Below are 25,689 nucleotides of genomic sequence, written 5' to 3'. Positions count from 1 at the left end.
AAGCCGAAAATTTATACATTAAGTAATTACCTTGCTATAAATTTCAAATTTCTAGGGAGAGCATATCTATCAATTTCTTGCTTCCCAATTAGATTTAAGGACAATCTTTATGCAGAATATTCTACGCTGTTTTTTATTGATATTGATTACCATTTTTAGTAACGAAGGTCAATCAGAAGAAAACATTATTACACCAAGTATTTTAGAGCAGCTAATGCAGAAAGGTGGCTTTGGCTTTGCTAATTTAGAACACCGGGAATTAGGTGAGTCAATTATTTTAAGAGGACTTCAGAATACTAATGCTGAATTAACCCTTCCCAATGGAATAAAAGTTACATATGGTGAAATTGTAATGCTTGCGGGCGATTTATTTGGAAATGCCAAATATCCTATATCAAGCTGTTCATTATCTACACCTCAAAATTGTTTTGAAGCACAGTTTAATGCATTAGCTTTAGTCCCAAAAGATAAAGTTTTAGATGAAATAAAACAATTAAGAAAGTTTTTTGCAGACTTAGCTTTAGAATTAAAAGAGGCACGAAATCAAGGTCAAGATGATTGGGTTTTTTATAAGAAAAAAGGTAACGATATAACTAAAAAACTTAATCGGTTAACAGGTGGAGGTAGCTTTATAAGCGATTATATTCCTTTTGGTCAGTATATTCTCTTAGCGCAAGTTAATTATGATCATTTTGTGCCAGATTCTTTAAAAGCCTATCAAGTTGGTCATCAAATGGCTTTAAAAACAGCGCTAAGGGCTCATCAACTCTCTTTACAAAATAAGATTGAAGAAGCGGATAAGACATTACAACTAGCTTATGCGCAAAACGCATTTGCTAATCATTATTTAACTGATTCTTTGTCATCAGGACACATGAGAACACCTAGAAGAGCTGTAGCAAAAATTCATTTGCCAGCGGTTTTGACTTTATTGATTGCAAATTTAATGCATGATGAGGACAGTCAGCAGGGCCTGTGGATATTTAATTCAAAAGGGATGAATTGGTTAGCTTATGGTGACGGAAATCTTTATAAAAAAGATAATAAATTTCATTATGAGTTGATTAAAAATATTATGCAATTATCCGCAGATAGCATCTACAAAGTATTTAAAACAGGGGCAATTCCTAATGTTTTCCCTGAACAGGAATTTTTGCCACTTTATGATCAAATTGGCGAATTAAATAATACTTCGCCGCTTTTTAAGCTGGAAAATGGAAAGCTTTTGAAAAGAGAGTCTAATTTCGATCTGTGGGATTATCATTGGACTGGCAATTGGGTTCCATTAGTTACTTTACTAGAATTTCAAATTAAAAATAAATAGTTTTTATTAAAGTAGCAGTTAACTAGCAGAGGAATTAACTGGTATTTAATTATCTTAATAAATAGCCAACTAAATTTAGGGTAACTGCTTAGGAAGAGTTGAAATTACATTTTTAGGTAATAACAGCCAATAATAACCTTTATTTTTCATGTGACCTGCTATATAGGTAGCTTTATCTCCAGCTCCCCAAAAGACATCCCCACGAACAGGACCTCGAATTGCGCCACCGGTATCTTGGGCAATCATTAGACGTTGTAGTGTTTTGTCAGAAGTAGATGTTTGACTAGGTCTAGTTGTGTCGAGCCATAATGGTGTACCTAAAGGAATCCATTTTTCATCAACTGCTAATGAATAACCTGGCGTTAAATTCACATCTCCTGCTCCTATTGCGGCTGTTTGTTTTAAAATACGAAAGAAGACAAAAGATTTATTCTGATTAAGAATAGGTAACATTTCTTGAGGGTGCGCGTCTAAGTATGCTCTTATCCCTTCCATAGAGGCATTATCTTTCGTCATTACTCCTTTATCTATTAATACTTGGGCTATAGAAGTATAGGGCGCTCCGTTTTCCCCAGCGTAGCCAACATATAAAGTACTTCCATCAGGTAATTTAATAATACCTGAGCCTTGAATTTCTAAAAACAATCTATCAATACGATTATTAACCCAGGCAAGTATGGGTGCTTTTCCTATAAGTGCTCCGTTATTAATTTCTTCTCGCGTATAGAAAGGAACAAGTTTATTTTCTTGAACTCGGCCAGCTATATGTTGGTGCGCTAATTTAGGATCAAAGTCTTCTAATTTAGCTATAACCATATTGTATGGTAAGCCATAAATAGGAATATTGTATTCCTTAGTCTCTGTAAGGCTACCATTTAATAAAGGCAAATAATATCCAGTAAATAGTCCTTGAACTGGATTTTTATTATAAAATTCAATAGGTGTGAACCATTTTTCAAAAAATTCACGCGCTTCTGATTCATCAATGTTATGAGGGTTTAGAGTTAATGCATTGTTGCAAGCAGGATACCAATCTTTAACTTTTAAAGGAATTTCTTTACTGCCCACAGCATGCTCCGGATCTTGTCGTAAAAATCCAGTACAAGAAATTTGAAAAGCTAAAAGGGATTCTTTTATACTTGTATCTCCCCAGCCAGGCAATTCTTCAAAGGTTACCACTTTAAAAGTCATTGGCGACACAGGCTCGTTTAATGGCCATACTGGAAATCCAGCACCAAGGCTAAAAATCAAAATAAAGATGTAAAGTATTTTATGCTTCATATAAAAATAAATTTTATACCAAATTGATTAAAATTCAACCAAATTGATTAAAATAAATTTAAATTTGATGTGGTAAAATTTTTAAGTTATAAATTTATCGCTTTGTTTTTTATGGTTTTTACACTTCAAGATATTGATTTATGTGCTTTTATGTGGAATTAAAAATTATTTGTTCTAATTATCGTTTAGAAGGAAACTACAACTCTAGAATTAAGTTAATTTCCTACATAAATTTAGTGATCAAATTTAAACATCATAAAGATATTATTAATATATCGATATTTATTTCAACTATTTTTCATAAAAATAAGGGTCAAGATTTTGAAATTTTTATTCTAAAGGTTAAAGTAATACAGGATTTTAGTTTTAGAAAAATCAATTAATTTATTTAGAAATAAAGGGATATTATGTTTTCTAAAATGTTTGAATTGAAAAAAAAACACAGAAATTATGTTAAATTAATAGATGTTAAAGAGCAGGGTAAAATTATAGTTCTCACTTTTAAAAGACCTAATCATATTCAAGTTAAACCTGGACAATATTTTGCTATTTATCCAAGTAATCATTTGCCTAGGGAATTTATGAAGCCTTTACTTTTATCTATTGCTTCTGGGAGTCATGATGATTATATTCAATTTACTTTTCCAAAAGCAGTTCATAGATTAAGTATAAAAAAGATTTTAGAAATCTTTAAATTTCATTCAGGACATTCAATATTACTAGATGGTCCTTTTGGAAATGGTTTTACAGTAGACGATAATTTAGCTCCTACTCTAATTATTGGAGCAGGTAGTGGTATTTCGTTATTACAAAGTATAAAACATAGTGTCAATAATAATATATCTATAAGTGTCATTTATAGTGCAAAAGATATCAAAAGTATTCCTAATTTGGACGAAATAAATATTTGGGCAGAAGATAAGAGAAATTACTTAACTTTGACACAAACAGATGTTGTCCCTAAAGGATGGTATAAGGGTAGAGTTAATGATTATTTAATGCAAACTGAGTTTGATAAAGATACTAGAATTATCATTTGTGGACCAGATGTTTTTATTAAGGTAGTTGCAAACATTTTTCAAGAAAAAAATCATCCTTTAGAAAATATATGTATTAGTTCTAATTATGTCAAAATTGGCAACAATGAAAATATTTATTCTTTAAACAGCATTACAGGTAAGAGGTTTTTATCCGAGGAAAATGAGCAATCTAAAAAAAAATTGTGCATGTAAAATTTCCAATATCAACAATTATGGATAAAATTATTTCTAATGTTTTACCTGTCGTTAGTAAAGGTTGGATTCCTCAAGAAAAATTATTGAGTATTACAGATGTAAATCAGATTGAATTTGCTCTTAAAGGTGAACAAATTTTTAATCTAATAATTAAGGAAATTAAAAAGGCAAAAAAACAAATATTAATACAAACATTTGCTTGGGATAGACGCATTAAATTTGTTCATGACTTACAATCTACTCTAATAGAGATTGGCAGAGCTAAATTAAATCAAGGTGATAATATTTATATCGATATATTTATTTTACTTGATGAGCTAGGGTGGTTAGCGCAACTAGTATTTCGGCAAAAAAAGCCAATCAAATGGCCCCATTCTCCTAGTGATCTTGGCTTAAAAGATTTACCTGATAATATACGTGTCCATGTGGGAGTACATCACCATAATTGGCTAGATTCAATACATTCCAAAACAGTTTTGATTGATAACGGAACCGTAATTATCACAGGAGCCAATTTTCAATTTTCTAATTATGGCTCTAACTGTAATTATGATGCCGCTATTTTATTAAGGGGAAAGCCGGCACAATCTGCTTTTTTTGATTTTATTAACACCTGGAATAAAAGGAGCAATCTTAACGAAGAAGATATATTGCCTAATTATTGGGATGAAAATATGAATGTCCCCAATAATATTATTGAAGAAAAGAATAACGCGCCAGTATTATACTTGGCAAGTAAGCTTAGAAAAAAATATACCGCTGGATTATTTGTAACATTACCTCCTGAACCAATTAATAACGCTTTTATTGCTGCGCTTGAAAACGCTCAAAATATTATTCGTATTACTACGCCAAATTTAAATGAGCCAACCATTTTAAGGTTATTACTTAATTTTATTAATAAAAGAGGCGGCAGACTAGAGTTAATTCTAGGCAAAGGATTTAATGATAAAAGAGAGAAAAAGTATGGTGGTACTAATGATAGTACTGTTACTCAATTATTATCAGGTATAGCACTAGATAAAAGCAATCACCTTAACATTAAATGGTATTCTCAGGACAAAATTAATATTGGTGTGATTCATATGAAGTTTATGTCTATTGATGATCAAATTCTTTTTTTTGGGACCGCTAATCTTGATGAAATAAGTTTGCGTCATTGTCATGAAACAAAGATTGTTATTGATCATGAAGAATTAACTAAGAAAGCAATTACTACTTTTTTTAAGCCTGCCTGGGAAACAAGCATTTCAATTGAAAGTAGTTTGTATAAAAAAAGCATTGATTTTACTTGAATCGCTTTTATTAACAGTTAATAGGAAGTGGAGGCCTAATTAACTGTTAATAATAACTAACTACGCTATACAGCGCTAATCCATTTAAGACCAGCGTAAGCTCCATGTAAACCAAAATCGCTACTTAATCTAGTTTCATGAGCTGTATTTAAGTCTAAGTTGCTGAAATGCAGCGCATTAAAGTAATTTATGACCATATAACCTACATCAAGTGTAAAATTACCTTGTGGGGTTCCAAAGGTATAAGCGGCACCTAATTTAGCATCTATCTCAGGTGCTAAAGAGACAAAAGAGGAACGAACTGGACGACTTAATGCACCAGGAATATCACTAAATATTGCATTATTACGATATTCATTTTCGCCAACAATTGCAGCTATAGCGGCTTTACCGTAAATAGAAAAGCCAGCGCCCCAATTATAGAGCATATCCATACCAAGCCGCGGGCCACCACCATTAAAATTAAGAGCACCTGTTGCACTAGGGAGACCGCTTAATGCTGTGGATGTAGATGTTCCAGAAATAGTTTGATCACCACGAAATTGAGTATGTATACGGGTATATTGAGCTCCAGCATGAAACCGGATATCTTTAAACTCTCCAAAATCAACATGCTGCGCAAATTCAAAATTAACTGCATCAAAGTCAGTGCCGCTGTAGATTACACTACCTAAGGTAATTAAAGATAAAGTTGGATCAATAGAAGCTGATAAGTGTCCAGCATGTGATCTGACAGATAAATCATCATGCCAACGTATCCAATTGACATTAATATCATTACCCGGCCCGAAATGATAAGATCCTTCTAATCTAAAACCCCATTCAAAATCATTGTCTAAATCATCATAGGTTAATGTCCCATTGACACTACCAACATTAACGACACTTAGATTAGTATTGCTATAAAGAGGTTGTAAATAAAGTGCTTGTATACCAATATCCCAACCCATTGTAGGACAAGGTACTGTAACATTCCCTGGTATACAAGCTGGCCCCATAGTTCCTGCAAACAGAGCGCTGTGTCCTAAAATCAGAGCGACTGTAGCTATTTTTTTGACGCTAATCATAAAATTTAACTCCATTTATTTAATAATTATTCTTTCCTGGTATGTTAAAAGTAAAAGATTAAGAAATACTGCCATACTATTCGGTAAATTTAATTTATTGTCAAACTAATTTGAGTAACTTTTTAATTGCGATAATGTTATTGCCCATCTACAGCGAACTTCAAAGTATTTTTAAAAAAATCATAAAAATTGATGGGTACTTTATAAGAAAACAGTTATATCACACGACACTTTGATGTCGTTATTGAAAATAATTTAAAAGAATTAAATGTCATTATAAAATAGTTAATTTCAATTAAAATAATAGATAGGAAAGTTTGATGAAAATAGCAGTGTGTAGTGATGAACTTTACCCTGTAAATGACTTTGTGGTTGACGAGTTAGAACGTTTAGGGCATGAAGTTATTTTGTTTGGAGCCATTAAATCTCGTAAAAATGAGCCGTGGATTCAAGTAGCTAAAGCGGCTGCGGAATGTATTAGGCAAGGCATTTGTGAAGAGGGCGTTTTCTTTTGTTGGACTGGTACAGGAATCTCTATTGCTGCTAATAAAATTCCCGGCATCAGAGCTGCTCTATGTACAGATGCAGCAACTGCATCTGGCGCTCGATTATGGAATGGAGCTAATGTATTAGCTTTATCTAATCGTCTTCTAACGCAAGATTTAGCAAAAGAAATATTGAGTGCTTGGTTTAATACAACAATGGATGATACAAGTTTTAAAGCTATTGAAGCAATGAAAGTGTTAGAAGATGACTATAGCTCTTGAATTCGACTACGTCCTAAGTGTCTTAATCTAGTTAATAACTTTATCAGTTCCTAACCTAAAATTTATCTTTGAAAATTAGTTAACTCTTCAGAATACACAAGGCAATAAGTTAATGTGAACGAATAATTTTTATCAGGTGAAATCCGTAACGGGTCGTACCCAACACTTTATTGGCTCTCAATGCTAACAATAAAAAATAATGTGTCACGGTCAAATATTATCAATAAGTTTAATTGGCGCGGTGAAGATGTGATGAAATTTATGATGAATAGGATGAGACGTCGACACTTAAGCCAAGGAGGATAAGGTTTGTGTGTAATTTTTCTCTTCACCAAAATTTTCATCACACATTCACCGGCATTTTATGTCAATAAATTAGTTAAAAATCCTTAAAAGAATGATGAATAAAGAAAGAGAAGGACATATGTGAATAATGCGAAAGGTGTGCTGGCTATGCAATAGCCCTCTTAATCCTCTTCTAGATTTTCTGCTCATTTTATTTAGGTTAACTTAATTGAAAATTTACAGCGCAGGCCAATTGCGCGTTTGTGATTGATTAATATTAACGATAAAAATTAATTCCTATAGCTATCATTTTTTAGTGTAAGGTTATAGGTAATTTGTTAAAATTACTTATTATAAAAATAATAATTTTCTTATGTATATCTTTTTAGATGATTTCAGTGGCTTTAGTATTTAATTTTGATAAAAATAATTCAAAATATTTTTACATTACCTTGCTCGTCTACCATGATTAAAATACTTTCTTTTCATTTAAAACAGCGATTAGAAGAACACTAGTTGAGAAGCTAAACCAGAAAAAAATAAAAATAAAATTTCAGAATTCAAAAGCCCTAACGTCACCACCGCTGCTATTAAACAATATTTTTATCGCCGACTAGAAAAATTTCCTCATCAAAACTGGGATATTTATAGTATTGTTGTTGATAAAATTGATTTATATTCTCAGGTTAGTAATGTAATTGAGCTACATCGATTATATAATTTACTTTGTCATGAAATCATTGATAGGGTGGACTTTTCTTTTTCAGATAAACATATCCAACTTATCGTTGATAAATGTAAAGGTAAGCGCGAACAATCAGCATTTGATTGCTTTCTTAGAACTAAGCTTGAATCTAAATTACCACTTAATGTGTCTCTTAATATATTACATGAGCTATCACATAATAATTTTGGACTTCAAGCCGTTGATTTATTTTGTTATGGCATTGTTCTTAAACATGCGTTAAGTGATTTAGGCTGGCATGAAGCGTTTTCAAGTAGAATTATTGAGGAAATCAGATGAGAACCGAAACTAAAATAAAAAAGACGGTGCCCGCTATGCCTTCTTCCTCCAACTCATATCCCGCGATTGCGGGGAACATTGAAGGCACATAACTAGGTTTTACCCGTCTTAATTATAAGATAACAAAAATATAGAATTAATCATAGCAACATTGTTTAAATTTTAAATCTAGAGCCTATTAAGTCTGATATTTCTTTCGTTTTCATGAAAGTTCCCAGCGCAAGTGATGGAATATGAATAGGTAGAATGTGATAAGTGAAAAGACGACAGAATGTTACTCAATCTAAAAACGAGTTCTTTTTAAACTGCTTGACGACTTCCTGATTTAGGTTATTGACTATTTGGCCACTAGACTCGCCAAAATCTTTGTTTCCTTCAGTTAACATCCAAATGAAAAGAGTGTCTAAGTCGTTACTTGATTTTGTATTAATTATGTGAGGACCAAAATAAACCGTTGCAGTATAAGTAAGCATTGTCATTCTCTATAAAAGTCATGAGAGGGCACTATAAAGTGTTTAAAGAAGGTATAATGTGATTACAATTTCCAAAAGGGAGTGAAAAGTTTATACTGTCTTATAATTAAATTATAGTACACATAGCCATCCCATGCTTTTAAGGTTATTTTTATCCTTTATATTTAATTCCTTATCTTGTTAACTAGCTCTATAGGAGCTTAATTGAGTCAACCTTTATTCGCTCATTCAGCTTATCTTATAACCTCATAAACTTATGGGCAACATGACATAAGCTACTACACCTACAATAGTAACGGCTGGATTAGAATCTAAGGATATGGACTCATAATCGTCATGGTGAGAAACGAGTTTTGAATTAGTTTCTGTCTCTTTTAAGACGCGAAGAATTAATTCATCCTCCTCTAAAGCCAATACTATATCACCGTCATGTGCTTCTTTTTTATGGACTATAAGTAAATCATCTTTATAAATACCCAGATAATCTAAGACATCATCCGGACATATTGCGTAACACATGAATTTTATTTTATTTATTATTTGAGAGATATTTCTTTGTTTATTGAAAATAGTGTTAGTTTTTATATAGGGATCAGCTAACAGCATTGATTTTTCCTTGTAAAAGGGAGGAATGGGGAATAAGAAGTAGAATTTACGTGAATCTTAATTTAATAAGATAAAAATTGAACAACATTGCTTAAACCAGAGATTGATTAGATTACTACCTTAAATAATTTATAATAAATAACCTTATGCCCATATAATAACATGATAGAGCCAATTAAGGCCAGTAAGTTTACTAAATAACAATTAATTCTAACTTATAATTGGATTTGACCAATGATTCAACGCTATATTCCGTTATGTATTTTGATTTTAAAAATCTGTTTGACTAGGTGAAAATGAATAAATTAATTATCTGTGACTGCGATGGTGTATTAGTTGATAGCGAAATATTGGCACATCGAGGTGACATTGAATTATTACGGTCGATGGGTTATTCAATTAGTATAGAAGAAAGCATAAGACGATTTACAGGAATTAATACTAAGGATTTTAGAAAAATAATCCTTGCTGAAGTAGATAGCTCTATTTCAGATGATTTCTTTGAGCAAAGAAAAAGAGAGTTAATTAAATCGTTTGAACTTCATTTAAAGCCGCTTATTGAACCTGTACTAATAAAACTACTACACACAGAAAAAATAAAAAAAATGCGTTGCTTCAAGCAGCTCTAAAGAACGAGTAATTAAATCCCTTCAGTTAACAGATCAATTTAAATTTTTCTCTGAACCCTCTATTTTTGTTTCAGATCAAGTTCAAAGAGGTAAGCCTAAGCCAGATTTATTTATTTTTGCAGCTAAACAAATGGGGTGTGCTCCTGAAAATTGCATTGTTATAGAAGACAGCGTTCCAGGAATAAAAGCGGCTATGGCCGCTAAAATGAATGTCATTGGATTTTTAGGTGGAGGACATGCTCAATATAATTGGTATAGACAACTCATTGAAGGATATAAAATTCCTATCGCCAATAATAATGAAGAGCTATGGCAATGGTTGAAAGTCTTTCTAAATGATTAATTGAGTCACTTATTATTGTATTATTCTGAGTTTCACCCTTATTTTCTAAGTCTGATTAGCGTAGTGTGTGGTGCTCTTATTTTTGAGTCTCATTTTTTCTAATTAAATTTTCGACTCTTCATGATGTTTTTAGTAAAATTTAAGAGCGCAATGTTATTGCGTGTTTGTGATAACGATTTATGATGGCAACATTTTTATTTAAAATTTTAAATAAAATGATTTTAGGAATAAATCATGCGTTTTTATTTAGAGGTTCCTTTTAGTGAAAAAGAAGAGGCAAAAGACTTAGGTTGTCTTTGGGACCCACGTCAAAAACGATGGTATTTATCTGAGGAAAATCCAGGATTATGGCTCGATGGCCACTTCAAATAAGCGAATTCCCGGTAGAACTTAGCGGTGAAAATCGCGCCTTTGGTAGTAATGAATTATATGTCGATCTTATTCCACAATCATGTTGGTTTACCAATGTGCGCACATGTATTGCTAAAAGCGATTGGGAGCGGTTAAGACACTACATTTACAAGCGTGCAAATTACCACTGTGAATGTTGCAGCGAAAGGGCACCACTAGAAGCTCATGAGCGTTGGGACTTTAACGAGGAAACAAAAACTCAAAAACTGGTTCGAATTATTGCTTTATGTAAGCGTTGCCATGAGGTCACCCATATTGGGCTTGCTCAAATAAAAAGGCGCGGAGAAATAGCGCTTAGACATCTGATGAAAGTGACAAAAATAAATGAGGTAGAAGCGCAAATGCATATTGATGAAGCATTTAAATTATGGGAAGAAAGAAACAAGTTTCATTGGGCCCTAGATCTTAGTTTAATTACCAACTCAGGAATTAGGTTAGCTCGTAAATTTAATTCAAAAGAGCGGTTTAATATCTCTCAAATGGCGCTCGTAAGGTTGAAAATAAAGTACGGAATACTTGACTAAATTGCTCCAATGGGGCATAATTTACTTATGAAAAAAATGATAACAATAATAGAATTCCCGGCCTTTTTATCACAAGTAGGGGAAGTAATCAGTCCAGATGAGCGCGATGAATTTATTAACTACATCGCTAAAAACCCAGACGCTGGCGATATTATTCCAGGAACAGGTGGGGTAAGGAAAGTTCGTTGGGGCAGTAAAAATAAAGGAAAAAGCGGTGGTGTGAGAGTCATTTATTATTTTTATGATGAATACGCTCCCATTTTTTTATTAACGGCTTATGGAAAAGGTGTTAAAGATAATTTAACGCCTGAGCAAAAGAAACAAATTACAGCGCTTGCGCAAATTTTAAAAGCTGAATGCAAGCAGAATAGGAGATAATAGTATGGTCAATCGAGACATCGGTAATGAGATAGTCCAAGGCATGAAAGAGGCCATTGACTATGTGCGTGGGAATACTGGTGCTGCGAAAATTCATAAAATAGAAGTTCCAGCAACCATTGATGTTCGCGCAATTCGGAAAAAACTTAACTTATCGCGGCAACAATTTGCAGATAGTTTCGGTTTTAGCCCTCGGACATTACAACATTGGGAACAAGGTGACCGTTCACCACATGGCTCTGCAAGAGTCCTTTTATTACTGTTACAACGGGAACCTGCAACTATTGCTAAAATTCTACGTGGCGATAACAACTTCTAAAAAATATCAAAGTAAGGTTAAAGAAGTTTATAATGCACTGTTGATGATTGCATTATTATCTAATTAAAAGGATTGTTAATGGAAAAGTCTGAAATCAGTATTTCATGTCCAGACGGATATGTATTAGCAGGCACTTTATATAAACCAGATGTCCTTAAGGGTGCAGTAATGATTGCGCCTGCTACAGGTATTAAGCGAGTATTTTATAATTCATTTGCTTCTTATTTAGCTGAACATGATTATGGTGTAATTTGCTTCGATAATCGAGGAATTGGCGATTCAGTTAAACATTCGATTAAGGATGTTAATGCCTCTTTAATAGATTGGGGAAGTTTAGATATGCCAGCTGTTTTAGAAAAGCTTAAAAATCTATTTCCTTCTGTATCGTATCATTTAATAGGACACAGCGCAGGTGGGCAATTAGCTGGCTTAATGAATAATGCGAAAGACATCAGCTCAATGTTCAATTTTGCTTCCTCTTCAGGGAGTTTATCCAATATGCATTACCCCTTTAAACTGCAAGCATACTTCTTTTTAAATGTTTTTATTCCCCTAAATAATCTATTATTCGGATATACTAAAACTCACTGGCTAGGTATGGGTGAGCCATTACCTAAAATGGTTGCTTATCAATGGCAGAAGTGGTGCAAGGGTAAAGGATATGTAGCAATGGATTTTGGGCAGACTATACAAAAACATTCGTATAATGAGCTAGAGATTCCATCACAATGGCTACATGCAACTGATGATCCTATTGCCAACTATGAAAATGTTCAAGACATGTTAAAGGTTTATCCTATGATGGTGTCAGAGGTTATAACTTTAGAGCCAAAGAAGCTAGGTTATAAAGACATAGGCCATATGAAATTTTTTAGCTCAAAATATAAAAACCTATGGAGCTATACTCTAAACTGGTTGGATAAAAATTGTTTGATATCAAAGGCTACTCACATACATTCTTAATATAATATTCGTAAAGTGAAACAATAAAGATTGCAAGTTTTTAGGGCGGGCTCAAACTATAATATTAAAAAATTTAATATTAATTATAATTTTCTATAGTAAGACTTTAATAGGAAAATAAATTTTTGATAATTCCCACTAATAAGTCTGATTAGCATATAAACCAGATTTAGTAACACTCTATGGCTGTACTATTATGTCGCTGGATTTTTTCTAAAAATTTTTTCTGTTCCTGTTTGATTAATTTTAAATTAGGAAAACGTTACAAAAATTAAGTGCTTCGCGAAGAAAAATACCGCCAGCTAGAACAAATTATGTAGCGGTATAAATTTTCTAGTTAATAAAATTTAATAAATCTTCACTAACTCGCCGGCCTGCTGTATTGATAAGTCCATGCGATTCACCTTCATATTCTATTAATGTTGAGTTTGGAATGAGTTTGGTCGCTATCCTAGCTGATTTTTCAATAGGAACAATAATATCGTCTGTTCCATGTATGAAAAGCGTAGGGCAAGTAATACGCGTTAAATCATTACGAAAATCTGTTTCACTCCAAGCTCGTACTAAATCAATCGTTGCTTTAGGGGAGCCAGTTAATGCCATAAATTTGAAAAATTCTAAAAACGCAGTTGAGGTGGTATGATTAATGACTGAGTAGCTGTAAAATTGCTTACTTAGATCTTCTAAGAAAGCAGGGCGATCAGTAACTAAATTTTCTACGATGCCATCAAAAACGGTTTTATCTATACCCTCAGGATTATTATCGGTCTTTAATAAGTAAGGGACGACTGCTGCAATAAATACAGCTTTACTAATTTTTTTCTGCCCAAAATTTGCTAGATAGCGCGCCACTTCACCGCCACCCATTGAAAATCCTACTAAAGTAATATCATTTAAATTTAAAGTTTCAATAAGTAGATGGAGATCTTCGGCAAGCGTATTATAATCAAAACCATTAAAGGGCCAATCACTGCGACCAAAACCACGTCGATCATAAGCAATAACACGATACCCTTTTTCAGCTAAAAAACGTGCTTGAAATTCCCAGCTAGCGGATGTAAGGGGCCAACCATGAATTAAAATAACGGGTTTGCCAGTTCCCCAATCATAATAATAAATATCTGTATCAGCGGTTTTGATAATAGGCATAAACGTTCCTTGTTGATGTTTGTAATCCTTTAAATTTTGGCTATAAGCATATAAACTTTTTATATCTTTTAACTATAGAATATTTATTGCATTGCTACTTTACTAAGTAATTAGTAAATAACTCTACTTGGTTAAAAAATTATTTATGCCTTTGATTTTAAAGGATTTAAATATAAGTCTGATTATCAAAGTAATCAGACTTAAGAGAAGTTATTTACTTAACGGCCTACTCTATTTTTACTGATAAGTTTAAATTGTTGAATATTTATGGATAAGTGAAACTTTTTATTTCAATCGTTAATTCTAAATGATCTCTATTCAATAAATCTTACAGAGCCAAACAAACTGTTTTTTAGAATAGCCTGGCTTGCTGGCAAAGTTTAAGGTGTTACTGGAAGGCTACGTTTGTGCGCTGTTGCCTTAAAAGCAGCATAAATAATTTTATAAACTGATTCAGGAACAATTTTACCTTCTAAAAAATCATCAATATCATTATAGGAAATACCAAATGCTAGCTCATCAGGTTTAAGCGGCGATAAATCTTCTAAATCAGCAGTTGGGACTTTATTAGTTAAATAAGTAGGTGCGTTAAGATACATAGCAATTTTACGCACACGTCGTTTAGTTAAACCTTCTAATGGGGCTATATCACATGCACCATCGCCGTATTTAGTAAAAAATCCCATTAGTGCTTCAGCAGCTTGGTCTGTGCCAATGACTAACCCATCTGTGGCGCCAGCTACGGCATATTGGCTAATCATTCGTTGTCGGGCTTTAATATTACCCATAACAAAGTCTTGTTGTGCCTCATCGCGAAAATGAATACCACTTGATAATAAGCTAGATAACATTGCGTCACAGGCAGGTTTGATATTTACTGAATATACAGTATCTGGATTAATAAATTCTAACGCTTGTTGAGCATCGGCTTCGTCCTTTTGTGTGCCATAAGGTAGGCGCATTGCAATAAATTGAGCTTTTTCTCCTTGCTGGCGTAAACTTTCTACAGCAAGCTGTGCCAAACGCCCAGCAACCGTTGAATCAATACCACCACTGATACCTAATACAAGAGTTGAGCGCTTAGTTAGTAATATCTGAGTTTTGATAAATTCAACCCGCTTTTGTGTTTCTTGTCCTGCCTCAAACTGTGCGCTGACGTTAAGTTTCTGTATAATAAGTTTTTGTTTATCGTAATTAACTTGTTCACTTTGCATGGATTTTTACCTCTACAAATTTTTATGCAATGACGGTATGGCAAGTAAAGCATATTCTGCTGCTAATGTTTGAATTTTAGCACGCTCGCCTTCAAAAATTTTAGTTTCACTAAAGAGTATGATATCCGTTGTTTTAGGTTCTTTAAACCCCCAGGCAAAGCATATAGTGCCAGGCTTTATACCATCCATTGGTTTCTCCCCAGTTAAGCCTGTGGTAGCGAGTACCACATTAGCTCTACTTTTATAAAAAGCACCACAAGCCATTTCTCGGGCAACTTGTTCACTTGTTAATGTATATCGCTCAATGGTACTTTGCTGAACCTTTAAAATATCTTTTTTTGCTGATTCTGAATAGACAACGTAGCCCACATCAATGCATTGCCCACAGCCTTCAAAATTCGCTAAAATTGCTAATACTTGTCCTGCAGTACACGATTCTGCGGTAGAAAGTATCAAATGATTTTGTTTTAAGTAATTTATTACATTTTTCATTTAGTAGTCTCAATCAAATTCTTTTGGCTAAAAAGCAAATTTCTCCTTTATAATTGGGATTAGCATATCTTGCAAGGAGCGTTTTATTACAAATTCTCTATCGTATATTGCGCTTAAGGCGCCAACTCCCCAAAAATCTTCAATTGCCATTGATTCGAGGTCTTCTCTAGCTTTCCCAAATTTGTCTGTATAGTGAAAGATAAGTTCGCGTTGCTTTAATTATTTTTAATAAACAAAAGATGGGTTTTTGGGACACTTACTAAAAATATATTTGTTTTGAAGCTATTCAACTAATAAGTCTGCTTAGTGTAGTAATTAGACTTATTGGATTACGAGCTATACTCAAAGCTAAGGTAATTTCTCACTATCACTTTCTTATTAAATTTATAAAAAATTTCGGTAATCGATATTAAATTGCTCACCTATTCGTTTCGCAAATTCTTTACCAATGGCACGTCTACCATTTTCCATAGCAGATAAATTAGTCTGGGAAATATTTAGTAATTTAGCAAATTCAATTTGACTTAAGCCCTCTCGATGCCTTAACCCTTTTAGCAAAAGTCCAGGCTCACCGTGCTCCTCAATAAGTTCGCCAAAAATATCATCAATAGAAAAATTATTTTTATTTTCTTTTTTAACTTTATATTTCTCAATAACCCCTACTGGTAATGCATAATATTCTCCATGCCAGGTAACCATAGCAATAGCTTCAGTAGGGGGCTTTTTCATGCGTTCCGACATAATACACCTCAATAAGTTTTATTTGTTTGTCGACAACTTCCCAGCAACAAACATAAGTTGGCTTACCTTTCATTAAATGACAATGGCGTTTATCACCTATCATGCCCTTTAACTTTCCATAATTTTTCCAGCTACCACTTGTGCTTGGGCCACTTTTTTCTATATCTCGAAGTAAAAGCAATAAGGTAGCCTTAGCTGATTTAGAAAGCTTCTCAATTTGTTTAGCAGCTTTATTTGTTATTTTTATTGTCCAATTCATAAAAAAATTTTATATCAAATAATGATATATATCAATATATGATATAATACTATATTATGGATTTTTGGGACATTATGAGCCTTCTTGATTTTCACCCATTCTAACTAGATAGAACCTAGGTGTAGAAAAATATTAATTAGCACTCAACTGTAGTAGAAAGACCTCTCCATTCAATTCAATCGTATCTCCAGCAACCACTTTTTTTCTTTTTTGTTTTTCTATTAGACCATTTACTAATACATTGCCCGCAGCTATCATATCCTTAGCTTCTGCTCCACTGGAAGCGATACCTTCAAATTTAAGAATTTTAAAGAGTTCAACGTGTTCTTTATTAATGAAAACATCTTTCATATTATTTATTACTCCCGTAACAATGAGTTGCCGCAATCTTTATTTTTTAAGTAATCACGATAAAGGGTTTCAATCTTAATTCTGGCCCATGGTGTTTTGCGTAGGAATTTAAGGCTTGAATTGATGCTAGGGTTCGAATAAAAACAATTAATCTTGACCCGCTCGGCCAAGCCTTCCCAGCCATAACAAATTAACAAACTCTTTAAAATGGTTTCTAGGGTAGTGCCGTGCAGTGGATCATTAGAATTTCTGTCCATCAACTATACCTTTTTTGTTACATATTAGGCTTTAGTCTCTAGCCCCCCTTACCTATATTAATTTAAATACTATTTATGCTTGGGTAAATTAACCAGTTCTTTTTGTTCTCTGTTATACTTTTCTGGCCTTCAGCCCTATAGTCCTTATAGTTTTTAGTCTCGTTAATTGCTATGATGGCATCGCTTTAAGCTGTTGCGAGATAATCCGTGCCAAACTGATCAAGATAATCTTTATAATTTCCTAGGTAATTTTGAGCGCCATACCGTTCGGTTAAGACTATTACCCGATTTGAGATGCTGTCGATAAAATGTCGATTATGGCTTACGAATAATACAGTGCCGGTAAAATCTTGAATAGATTCTACTAAGGCGTCAATTGATTCAAGATCAAGGTGATTAGTCGGTTCATCAAGGATTAACACGTTGTTTTTTTCTAAAATTAGTTTAGCCATCACTAATCTTGCCGATTCACCACCACTTAACAACCCAATCTTCTTATCTACATCTGAGCCACGAAATAACACCTGGCCTAATACTTTTCTTATCTCCTGAGATGTAGCTACAACTTTCTCTTCCATCCACTCTAACACGGTTCGAGTTGGGTCCAACTGCAGGTGATAATCCTGGGAGAAATACCCAGCTTTAATCGTTTCGCTCCATTCAAAATAACCTTTATCTGGTTGAAGTTCATTTAATAAAATTTTTAATAACGTTGATTTGCCGATTCCATTAGGGCCAATAATTGCACATTTGTCACCGCGATTAATATTAAATCCAACCTCTTTTAATACAATTTTTTCATTAAATTGTTTATGAATATTATCAACCTTAATAACTGATTTACCCGAGGTTTTTTTCTGTTGAAAATTAAAATATGGTTTACAAATATTAGAATCTTTTATCTCAACCAATTCGATGCGATCAATCATTTTTTGACGAGAAGCTGCTTGAGTGGCTTTACTTGCTTTAGCGCCAAATCGATCTACAAAGGCCTGCATTTCTTCAATTTTTTTCTGTTGATTTTTTAATTCACTTTGTTTAAGGATAAGCTTTGTCTCTTTAGCAACAACAAATTGATCATAATTACCATGATAATTATGAATAGTATCATAATCAATATCGAGTATATTAGTTGATACATTGTTGAGAAAATTACGGTCATGTGAAATGAAAATGAGCAGCCCCGTAAAAGTTGTTTTTAAGAATGATTCAAGCCAAGCTATCGATAAGATATCCAAGTGGTTCGTAGGTTCGTCGAGCAGCATAATGTCTGGATTTTGATATAAAACTTGTGCCAGCAAAACGCGAAGCTTGTAGCCACCAGATAAGGCACCTAAGGGGCTATTATGGAATTTTTCATTAATGCCTAAACCAAGTAAAATGTTCTTAGCGGTGGACTCTGCTTCATATCCCCCTTCTTGCATAATAATTTCTTCAAGCTCACCCACGCGATAACCATCTTCTTCTGTAAATTGCTCATTAGCATATATTTTATTCTTTTCGGTGAGCGCATCCCATAATCTTGCATTTCCTTGAACTACCACATCCAAAAGCGAATCGGCTTCATATCGAAAGTGATCTTGCTTTAATATACCAACTTTAAGATTCTTCGCCTTTTCAACACTCCCGCTGATAGAGGATTCTTCACCTGCTAAAATTTTTAAAAATGTAGATTTACCTGTTCCATTTGCACCAACTATACCATAGCGCTTAGTCGGCAATAGGATTAAATCAACATTTTGAAATAGGGATTTTTTTCCAAAATTCATACTGACGCTTCTAACTTCTAACATGGGAAAAACCTTAATCTTAATTTAACCTTATTACATGATTTCAACTTATTTGGCATATTCATTCTTTAATTAAGCCTATGTAATCTTCAGTTCGAATTTTAGAAGGGTCTGCCTATTAGCATTAATTGGCGTCGTTAGAGTTAAAACCGCACATCATCGTTTAGGATATGCAAAAGATAACAAAATAAAGTTTATTTTAACATTGTCGAGCCTTAATTTAAACATTTCAACTAATTTAAATACACTTAAAGGTCTGTAATTTATTGCAATTAGAAATTATTTTTCCTATCGGAGTATTAGGTGATGGTCTATTTAAGAATTGAGTCAGCTACTAGGTAATTTATTGATTTTAAATCATATAAAATTTACTCCGATTAGAACATTTATCATACTTCTTAATCAAAAGTGCATGTATTCATCGCTTTACTTTTGAGCAGAATACTATTTTAATTTCTGTTTCTTACTATGGGTTTTTGGGACGCTGACAGAAGTTATTAAATAAATTAAAAGTCAGATTTACCTAATTAACTCAGTAATCAGACGTAATGAAAGCTTCCTTCCTCCCCCCTATTTTTTTATAAAAATTGTTATTCTAACTTTGAGGTGAAGGTTTGCTTTTCTATGAATCTCAAGAAATTGATTATTTAATTTTCATGTAGTTCAAAATAAATTTGAAATGGACTTAAATTTAATTTAATATGCATTTTTTGATCTAAAAAGACGATTTGTAATGCCTTATGAAAATGTAATTTTTAATAAAGCTAATATTGAGGGTTGGAAAAGTGAACGACCTATACATAAAAAGAAAGTTCTAAAACTCTCAAAAAAGATAGAAAAAGCAGAAGCAAGTATACATCTTATACAAGCCTCACTCACCCAAGTACAATTAAAGATTTCATCAATAGAAACACAATTATCTATAGCTGATCTTCGTACTACTCAAGATATTCAATACCATGAATCTCATCATGGACATTCTTCTAATAATACCAGTATTCTTCATACTATCGACGATCTATTTTCCGCTGGTAAAACTATATCCTTAACTAACGAATTAAATAATTTAAAAAATAAACGCTTTAAATTAGAAAAAGATATTGACGATTATCAAAATCAGATAGTTCAATGCCAGCAATCCATCAGGGAGACAAAAGAACGTATCACATGGATTAAAAGAAACGTAGCTCAAGGTGAAGAGTTTTTGCAAAATATAAAAAACGCTCCCTCTTTATTGGTAGATAACTTAAGTAATAAGATTTTATCTCGTCTTAAAAATTACGATAAGAAACATCCTTTAGGTCTTCCAGAAGAAGTGCGTGGTTGTTTGCTTTATATCCAGGAAAAATTAACTTTATTAACCTCAACTAATACTACCGTACTGCCTGCTTTAAATCCTGAAGTTATAGCACCTGAAATTTATTGTGCACAAATTAACTACTTGAGACTTTGTGGTTTTCTATGGGAAATGTATCGGTTAGTTGAAAGTAAGGTACAAGATAAGAGTTTCTTATTACTCTTAGATGAACTTATTGAATCAACACATATTCCTGAAGCAGGAGATTTACCAGATGAGTTTCAAACTGGGCAAACTTCCAATAATTATTTTTCTCAAACAAAAAGGTCTACTTGGCTCTTTTCTTTTGACCTGTCTAAAACCGAGAAAAAAATTTTTGAATATGAGCTTTCTTCACTTCAAGCCTATTTTCAAAGGCAAAATTTATTGCAAATAAGTTTTGAAAATACCACCTCCTTAATTCAATCTGAGATTACAGAGAGATTAGCTAATAATGAAGAAATAGATTATCGCTTTTATACACGAATACTTCATAATTTAAATATACTCAAAAGCGATCATTTAAATAGTGAGGCAAGGGAGGATTTAATATTTCTCGCACAATATGCCTCAGGAGCTCCTTCAATTAGTAAACAAGTATTTGGAGGTATTGCCGTGACTATAGGCGTGCTGCTTATTGTAGCTAGTATTGGTTGCCTAGTAGCGACTTGTTTTATTGGGTCACCAATTTGTGCTTTAGGCATTGGTATCGGAATGACTTTGCTTCAAACCCAAATAACATTTGGCATTGTTTCTTCACTTTCTGCCATTTTTTCTAGCGGCCTCAGCTTTTTTGGTATTAACAAAATAAAAGATGGAAAACGGAAAGGACTATCAAAAGAATTAGTTGATATACCCATTAATGAAACTTCTTTATCTGCTGTACCAGCTACTTAGCTGTTCTAATTAGCAGTATCCAGGTAGCCTGATATAAAAAAGCAGAGTAATCTAATAACATCTGTATTTCATCTACTTTGTATGCCCTTAGTTTTTGATGCTTAATATTTTTAACCTTAAATTATATGTGTGTTTTTCTTGATGAAATTTTCTTAAAAGGCATGAACTTAACAATAAGCTAGTCCCTAAGAAGCATATTAATTATGAATATAGAAACGGGTATTACCTGAATTAAATACTTGGGTTTTTGGGACACCTCCATATTCTATCGAATTTTTCATATTTACTCCTTAAATTGGGATTCCAAAACTACTCCCAAAACCTATTGTCTCGAAACCTCTGGTAATTTAGGTTTTTGGGACAATGTTATACTCTAAGGACGGTATATGAAATTCGGTTGTGCTCGCTTTTCCACAAACGATCAAAGTCTAGACATTCAAATTCAAAAATTAAAAGATGCTGGTTGTGATGAAATATTTAGTGAAAAAATCAGTGGAGCTAAAATTGATCGCAAGGAGCTCAATAACTTGTTAGCAAAGCTTCGTAAAGGAGATACAGTTTGTGTTGTTCGGTTGGATAGGCTTGGCAGGAGAATGATCAAACTTGCAGAAATGATATTAGACTTTAAAGAGCGCGGTATAAATTTAGAATCTTTAGAGAATAAGATTGATACCTCTACTCCGATAGGAATGTTAATGTTTAATATATGTGCGGCTTTTTCTGAGATGGAACGAGAGTTAATTCGTGAGCGCCTTCAAGCAGGTGTTGATGCGGCGAGAGCAAAGGGAAGAGTTGGCGGCAGGCCCCGAAGTCTAATAACTGAGAAAGCCAATCAGCTTAGAAACTAAAGAAATCAGGTGAGTTTTCTGTAAAGCAAATATTTAAAATTGTTAACATCAGTCGCCCAATATATTACAGGGAACTATCTAATGAGCAATAAAAACTTAACTTGTAACAAAATCACAATATTATTAGCTAAACCCAGGATTGGTACATGTTACATTCAACCAATAACTAATACTTTTAACTATGTTGATAATAATGTTAATTATGCAGTTAATATCAACTTCATTAATTTCGATATTGAGGTGATTATTACGACCAGTAAACTAGTTAATATTGATACATTGCGTGATAATTTCTTATCTCTATATGAGATAAAAATGCTATTTTTAAGATATTTCCCCAATATACAAAAGATAGAAGTAAGTAATACAATTGATAGCCATTATGATGATGAGCTTGAGAAGAAATCTACTCAATTATATGAGAATTTCCTAGTAGCCTACTCCTCATATGGTGATCTTAAGAAAAATTGTGCATGTCTTATAGATATTGCCACTTTCAATTATGATCAAATATTCCCGAAGTGGATTCCATTCAAAAATAACTACGATTTTCCATATAGAATGTATCTATATACTACATCCACTATGGAATTTTTAATAGATTTAAGGCTAGCATTGTTGAGTCAAGTTTTTGAACCACTATTTAAAGCCTTCCTTATAAGAGAAAAACCTCAAAATTTTAAAGAAGTTATTCAAGAAACTATCCTTCTTAAAGGAACTAGTATTTTTAAAAAGCAAATCAATGAAGTTACTCTAATTCCAATGATCGATAAAATCAAAACAAATAGAAATCAACTGTTTCATGTGGAAAAAAAGAAAAACATACCTAATGGATCAGAATGTTTGTACATTTTTCACAAATTAAATTTATTATACAGATACTGCCTTTTAGAGCTACTGGAAGTAGATTTAAGTACTTACTCATCACGTTTAGAAAATTTCATAACAACTATAGAAACCAGTTTTGATGACTGTTCATAAACTCAGTTATCTTTTACCAAAATGAACATTGATTAATGGCTAGCGTTTACGAACTGAAATCAAAGTTAAATTGTCATAATCCCCTATCCTTTCAAATCGTTCGAAAAACGATCTATATACAGATGAAAGGAAAAACTATTATTTTCTGGTTAGAAATAATAATTTTTAAATATTTAACTCTATTTCTTGTAGAGGTATAATCATTTTCTATACTTATTTGGCCCTCATAGAGAAAGTAATCCTATCTTTGTACGGCAAAAGAGGTTATGGTTTTTTCTGCCTTTTAAGCTGAAAATTTCAGTTTTTATCTTTTTCAAAGAACTCTACTTCACCATTTTCAATATTATATAAACCACCGATTATCGCTATCTTATATTCTTTCAAAAGCTCACTAAGGATTTTGCTGCGCTTACTTATTTCATCAACAGTAAGCTCAATATTTAATTGAGTTACTTGTTGTACAAATTCTGGGGTGTCTGGGTTGAGAGCTGGAAATTTTTTCTTAGCTTTATCAATTGCTGGATTAATTTTTGACAGCAACTGACTTAATTTCCCAAGCTTGACTTTATTGCAGGCGCCTTGAATCGCACCACATCCACTATGGCCTATCACAGCGATGAGTTTAACACCTACTACCTTACAGGCAAATTCTAAACTACCAATAATATCATCATTAAGAATATTACCAGCAATACGTAAACTAAAAATATATCCTAATTTTTGATCAAAGATTAGCTCGGCTGGCGTTCGCGAATCCATACAACTTAAAACTACAGCAAAAGGAGACTGTTGTTTAGAAGCTTCCTGTACTTGTCGCAATAATTTGTTATTAATTTTAATATTATTAATGAAGCGTTGGTTGCCTGCTTTGAGTAAGCCAACCGCTTGCGTTGGGGAAATATTTTGCTGTTGCTCTTTAGTTAACGTGTGCATGGTTCTATTCCTCGCAATTTAACTGAAATTTCTTTTATTTTAGCACTTTGAAGAAAGTTATTAATGACCTCACGTACATCATTATCGATATATTTCGAACGGTTGGCGTCAATAATAAGCGTAGCCTTTGGGGGAATTTGTTTAAAATCGTTGATGATGCTGCCTTTATTTAAAAAAGTTACTTCTTCAGCAAGCTCCATATGATACGTAATACCTTTTTCAATATAGATTCGCGTATCATGTGAATTTAGATAATTATGGCGCAAAATGATGAAGATAGCGACGGCAAAACCTATACTAATGCCAAAAAGCAAATCATTAAATACAATGCCAATTACGGTAATGATAAAGGGTAAAAACTGTTCCCAGCCCATTTTATACATTTGTCTAAAAATTGATGGGCTGGCTAACTTATACCCGATAATAATGAGAATAGCTGCAAGGGACGCTAAAGGAATATGGTTTAACAAGGTTGGAATAACAAGTATACAGACTAATAGAAAAGTACCATGTAAGATAGTTGATAATTTAGTTTTAGCACCAAACGTTATATTTGCTGTACTGCGTACAATCACTTGTGTAATAGGTAATCCGCCCACTAAGCAGGAAATTATATTACCTAATCCCTGTGCTTTAAGCTCTCGGTCTGTTGGCGTGACTCTTTTATGCGGATCAAGCTTATCTGTGGCTTCTACACATAATAGCGTTTCTAAACTTGCTACGAGAGCAATGACTGCTGCAGCGCGATATACAGCAAGATTACTTAGTTGACTAAAATCAGGTAATGTTATTGCATCAGCTAAGTCAGTAATTTTTTGAAATTCTGGTATTTGTACCAATTCTGCTGCCTCTAAATGGAAAGGCAGCCATTTATTCTCATAAAGCCAAGCAAAAAAAAGACCAAGCAATACTACCATCAGTGGCGCTTGTAATATTTTGAATATTTTATAGCCTTTAGCAATGAGTTGATTCCAAAGTATCATCAAAGCAAGTGATATGATGCTAATAATAACTACACCAGGGTTGATGTTATTGAATGCGTCTTCAATTTGAGAGAGCTTTCCATTAGTTAAATCGGTAAGCAGCGGGGAGATATCATATCCAAGTAAATGTGGGATCTGTTTTAAAATGATAATAATGCCAATACCACTTAAAATACCTTTTATGACAGCTGATGGAAAATAATAAGCAATAATACCCCCACGTAGAAACCCAGCTATAATCTGTAATATTCCAGCTATGAGCCCTGCTAGTAAAAATGCTTCCCAAGAACCTAGAGTTTCCTTAGCCCCTAAAACAATCGCCACAAGTCCTGCAGCTGGCCCACTCACGCCTAGCGCTGAACCACTAGCCATACCAACAACAATCCCCCCTACTATTCCGGCAATAATACCGGAAAACATAGGTGCTTCTGAGGCTAAAGCAATACCTAAACACAATGGTAGCGCAACTAAAAATACAACAATGGCAGCTTGTAGGTCATATTTAGCCTGAGTAAAGATTCCTTTTGCTATCAC

28 protein-coding genes are annotated in these 25,689 nt (G+C 33.2%); 15 read left to right on the top strand and 13 right to left on the bottom strand.

The window, feature by feature from the left end; translation table 11 throughout:
• The first annotated feature begins 109 nt into the window (after positions 1-109).
• A complete protein-coding gene (locus DYH30_RS15815; RefSeq protein WP_115332728.1) occupies positions 110-1,324 on the top strand; it encodes a phospholipase in 1,215 nt (404 codons plus the stop codon).
• Positions 1,325-1,399: 75 nt separating this feature from the next.
• Here the strand turns inward: DYH30_RS15815 and mltA are convergent, their stop codons facing one another.
• Complete coding sequence (gene mltA / locus DYH30_RS15810; RefSeq protein WP_115332727.1) at positions 1,400-2,605, bottom strand: murein transglycosylase A; 1,206 nt, start codon at positions 2,603-2,605, stop codon at positions 1,400-1,402.
• Between the two features lie 407 nt (positions 2,606-3,012).
• On the opposite strand from mltA, the gene DYH30_RS15800 reads away from it, so the two are divergent.
• Together DYH30_RS15800 and DYH30_RS15795 are read left to right on the top strand one after the other, a co-directional pair.
• Entirely contained in the window at positions 3,013-3,837 is an 825-nt protein-coding gene (locus tag DYH30_RS15800; protein ID WP_115332725.1) for a ferredoxin reductase domain-containing protein, read from the top strand.
• Positions 3,838-3,857: 20 nt separating this feature from the next.
• Positions 3,858-5,135, top strand: a complete 1,278-nt coding sequence (locus DYH30_RS15795; protein ID WP_131740738.1) for a phospholipase D-like domain-containing protein — start codon at positions 3,858-3,860, stop codon at positions 5,133-5,135.
• Positions 5,136-5,200: 65 nt separating this feature from the next.
• Here DYH30_RS15795 and DYH30_RS15790 read toward each other — a convergent pair whose 3' ends face one another.
• Positions 5,201-6,202 carry an Lpg1974 family pore-forming outer membrane protein gene (locus DYH30_RS15790; RefSeq protein ID WP_115332723.1) on the bottom strand — a complete coding sequence of 334 codons (1,002 nt, stop codon included), beginning with the start codon at positions 6,200-6,202 and terminating at the stop codon, positions 5,201-5,203.
• 320 nt (positions 6,203-6,522) lie between these two features.
• On the opposite strand from DYH30_RS15790, the gene DYH30_RS15785 reads away from it, so the two are divergent.
• Positions 6,523-6,969, top strand: coding sequence for an RpiB/LacA/LacB family sugar-phosphate isomerase (locus DYH30_RS15785; RefSeq protein ID WP_115332722.1), 447 nt, complete (start codon positions 6,523-6,525; stop codon positions 6,967-6,969).
• Between the two features lie 835 nt (positions 6,970-7,804).
• Positions 7,805-8,278: a DUF3800 domain-containing protein gene (locus DYH30_RS15780; protein ID WP_115332721.1), complete on the top strand. Its 474-nt coding sequence runs from the start codon at positions 7,805-7,807 to the stop codon at positions 8,276-8,278.
• Between the two features lie 719 nt (positions 8,279-8,997).
• Here the strand turns inward: DYH30_RS15780 and DYH30_RS15770 are convergent.
• Positions 8,998-9,270, bottom strand: coding sequence for a LexA family protein (locus tag DYH30_RS15770; RefSeq protein ID WP_131740736.1), 273 nt, complete (start codon positions 9,268-9,270; stop codon positions 8,998-9,000).
• Positions 9,271-9,653: 383 nt separating this feature from the next.
• Between DYH30_RS15770 and DYH30_RS18200 the strand changes: the two genes are divergently transcribed.
• The 7 genes from DYH30_RS18200 (at position 9,654) to DYH30_RS15745 (ending at position 12,924) form a co-directional block, all read left to right on the top strand.
• A complete protein-coding gene (locus DYH30_RS18200; protein WP_207385807.1) occupies positions 9,654-9,986 on the top strand; it encodes an HAD family hydrolase in 333 nt (110 codons plus the stop codon).
• Positions 9,987-9,996: 10 nt separating this feature from the next.
• Positions 9,997-10,329: an HAD-IA family hydrolase gene (locus DYH30_RS18195; protein WP_207385810.1), complete on the top strand. Its 333-nt coding sequence runs from the start codon at positions 9,997-9,999 to the stop codon at positions 10,327-10,329.
• A 234-nt stretch (positions 10,330-10,563) separates the two neighbouring features.
• Entirely contained in the window at positions 10,564-10,701 is a 138-nt protein-coding gene (locus DYH30_RS18085; RefSeq protein WP_160116233.1) for a DUF5710 domain-containing protein, read from the top strand.
• Entirely contained in the window at positions 10,677-11,264 is a 588-nt protein-coding gene (locus DYH30_RS15760) for a DNA primase (protein WP_115332718.1), read from the top strand. The genes DYH30_RS18085 and DYH30_RS15760 overlap by 25 nt, the downstream gene beginning before the upstream one ends.
• Positions 11,265-11,291: 27 nt before the next feature.
• Positions 11,292-11,642 carry a type II toxin-antitoxin system RelE/ParE family toxin gene (locus DYH30_RS15755; protein ID WP_115332775.1) on the top strand — a complete coding sequence of 117 codons (351 nt, stop codon included), beginning with the start codon at positions 11,292-11,294 and terminating at the stop codon, positions 11,640-11,642.
• Positions 11,643-11,646: 4 nt separating this feature from the next.
• The gene (locus tag DYH30_RS15750; RefSeq protein ID WP_115332717.1) at positions 11,647-11,961 is read left to right on the top strand and encodes a helix-turn-helix domain-containing protein; all 315 of its coding nucleotides are present in this window, start codon (positions 11,647-11,649) and stop codon (positions 11,959-11,961) included.
• Positions 11,962-12,039: 78 nt separating this feature from the next.
• Entirely contained in the window at positions 12,040-12,924 is an 885-nt protein-coding gene (locus tag DYH30_RS15745) for an alpha/beta hydrolase family protein (RefSeq protein WP_115332716.1), read from the top strand.
• A gap of 333 nt (positions 12,925-13,257) precedes the next feature.
• Here DYH30_RS15745 and DYH30_RS15740 read toward each other — a convergent pair whose 3' ends face one another.
• The 8 genes from DYH30_RS15740 to DYH30_RS15705 form a co-directional block, all read right to left on the bottom strand.
• A complete protein-coding gene (locus DYH30_RS15740; RefSeq protein ID WP_115332715.1) occupies positions 13,258-14,073 on the bottom strand; it encodes an alpha/beta fold hydrolase in 816 nt (271 codons plus the stop codon).
• 380 nt (positions 14,074-14,453) lie between these two features.
• Positions 14,454-15,287 carry an ammonia-dependent NAD(+) synthetase gene (nadE, locus tag DYH30_RS15735; protein ID WP_115332714.1) on the bottom strand — a complete coding sequence of 278 codons (834 nt, stop codon included), beginning with the start codon at positions 15,285-15,287 and terminating at the stop codon, positions 14,454-14,456.
• 12 nt (positions 15,288-15,299) lie between these two features.
• Positions 15,300-15,779, bottom strand: a complete 480-nt coding sequence (locus DYH30_RS15730) for a CinA family protein (protein WP_115332713.1) — start codon at positions 15,777-15,779, stop codon at positions 15,300-15,302.
• Between the two features lie 384 nt (positions 15,780-16,163).
• Positions 16,164-16,520, bottom strand: a complete 357-nt coding sequence (locus DYH30_RS15725; protein WP_115332712.1) for a helix-turn-helix domain-containing protein — start codon at positions 16,518-16,520, stop codon at positions 16,164-16,166.
• Complete coding sequence (locus DYH30_RS15720) at positions 16,489-16,779, bottom strand: cytotoxic translational repressor of toxin-antitoxin stability system (protein WP_115332711.1); 291 nt, start codon at positions 16,777-16,779, stop codon at positions 16,489-16,491. The genes DYH30_RS15725 and DYH30_RS15720 overlap by 32 nt, the downstream gene beginning before the upstream one ends.
• Positions 16,780-16,911: 132 nt before the next feature.
• Positions 16,912-17,130 carry an RNA-binding S4 domain-containing protein gene (locus tag DYH30_RS15715; protein ID WP_115332710.1) on the bottom strand — a complete coding sequence of 73 codons (219 nt, stop codon included), beginning with the start codon at positions 17,128-17,130 and terminating at the stop codon, positions 16,912-16,914.
• An 8-nt stretch (positions 17,131-17,138) separates the two neighbouring features.
• Positions 17,139-17,387, bottom strand: a complete 249-nt coding sequence (locus DYH30_RS15710) for a VF530 family protein (protein ID WP_115332709.1) — start codon at positions 17,385-17,387, stop codon at positions 17,139-17,141.
• Positions 17,388-17,572: 185 nt separating this feature from the next.
• Complete coding sequence (locus DYH30_RS15705) at positions 17,573-19,180, bottom strand: ABC-F family ATP-binding cassette domain-containing protein (protein WP_115332708.1); 1,608 nt, start codon at positions 19,178-19,180, stop codon at positions 17,573-17,575.
• Between the two features lie 730 nt (positions 19,181-19,910).
• On the opposite strand from DYH30_RS15705, the gene DYH30_RS15700 reads away from it, so the two are divergent.
• The 3 genes from DYH30_RS15700 to DYH30_RS15690 all read left to right on the top strand — a co-directional run bounded on the left by DYH30_RS15700 (position 19,911) and on the right by DYH30_RS15690 (position 23,239).
• Positions 19,911-21,410 (top strand): hypothetical protein, encoded by a 1,500-nt coding sequence (locus DYH30_RS15700; RefSeq protein ID WP_115332707.1) that lies wholly within the window; start codon positions 19,911-19,913, stop codon positions 21,408-21,410.
• A 386-nt stretch (positions 21,411-21,796) separates the two neighbouring features.
• The gene (locus tag DYH30_RS15695) at positions 21,797-22,258 is read left to right on the top strand and encodes a recombinase family protein (protein ID WP_242604778.1); all 462 of its coding nucleotides are present in this window, start codon (positions 21,797-21,799) and stop codon (positions 22,256-22,258) included.
• 81 nt (positions 22,259-22,339) lie between these two features.
• Positions 22,340-23,239 (top strand): HEPN domain-containing protein, encoded by a 900-nt coding sequence (locus tag DYH30_RS15690; RefSeq protein ID WP_115332706.1) that lies wholly within the window; start codon positions 22,340-22,342, stop codon positions 23,237-23,239.
• A 297-nt stretch (positions 23,240-23,536) separates the two neighbouring features.
• Here the strand turns inward: DYH30_RS15690 and DYH30_RS15685 are convergent, their stop codons facing one another.
• A complete protein-coding gene (locus DYH30_RS15685; RefSeq protein WP_115332705.1) occupies positions 23,537-24,172 on the bottom strand; it encodes a carbonic anhydrase family protein in 636 nt (211 codons plus the stop codon).
• Complete coding sequence (locus DYH30_RS15680) at positions 24,160-25,686, bottom strand: SulP family inorganic anion transporter (protein WP_115332774.1); 1,527 nt, start codon at positions 25,684-25,686, stop codon at positions 24,160-24,162. The genes DYH30_RS15685 and DYH30_RS15680 overlap by 13 nt, the downstream gene beginning before the upstream one ends.
• Positions 25,687-25,689 lie beyond the last annotated feature (3 nt).

It is taken from the genome of Legionella busanensis, from assembly GCF_900461525.1.
Taxonomy (GTDB): Bacteria; Pseudomonadota; Gammaproteobacteria; order Legionellales; family Legionellaceae; genus Legionella_C; species Legionella_C busanensis.
Note: the sequence above shows the minus strand (reverse complement) of the source record. Positions and strands in the feature narration are given on the sequence as shown.